The sequence below is a fragment of the Vibrio sp. 704 genome, assembly GCF_033339295.1.
Window position 1 is genome coordinate 1 of the sequence record NZ_JAWOUH010000520.1, and the last position, 663, is coordinate 663.

1 protein-coding gene is annotated in these 663 nt (G+C 43.3%); it reads right to left on the reverse strand.

Features of this window, described 5'->3' with window-relative positions; all coding sequences use genetic code 11:
* Window positions 1-97: 97 nt before the first annotated feature.
* Window positions 98-663: siderophore ferric iron reductase (locus R7R24_RS27495; protein WP_318120238.1), on the reverse strand; the 566-nt coding region annotated here is incomplete at its 5' end.

Consider the following 663-nt stretch of genomic DNA (forward strand, 5'->3'; position numbering starts at 1 on the left):
TTTTTATTGTATTTATCTTTTTGTTGTAGCGAAAGAATAGACCATGATACTTATTATCAATAACAAATCGAGCACTGGTACATAGGTTAACGATTTGTTAAGTCTTTCTATTTTTCATGATTAACTGACGGTTTTTTGCAGCTCTCGGGCAGTCCTCGCAGAGCTTTCTTCCTTCACACTTGTACACCAAGCAACAGCTTTTTCTGACCAATTTGAGCGGTTGCTCGTGAGGCACACCATGCAAAGCATCGATATGACGCTCATCCAGCCCCAGAGCACTAAGCCACAAGCTAGCGTGCTCTTTAATGATGGCATCGGTCAGTTGAGGGAAATGTTGCTGTAACCTTAACAAACACGCCAAAATACCGTCTGACATCAACTGATGAGTAAACCCCGGACGAATGCGAATCCACTCGTTCATCTGTTCTTGATAAAAATCGAACAAAGCTCGAATTTGACACCCTGCCTGCGTAATCAATATTGTGTGATTACCTTGAATATGTTCCTGATCCGCAAAGCGAAATCCTCTAACAAAGCAGGGCTGTAAGTACTGCGCCATATTTCGCAAATTCGGGAGCGATTGAAAACCGTAGATAGAGACAAGCGCAACATAGATTGGCTGCCAGCAGAGCAAATCCCATGTTCTTGTGAGCCAATACGCCC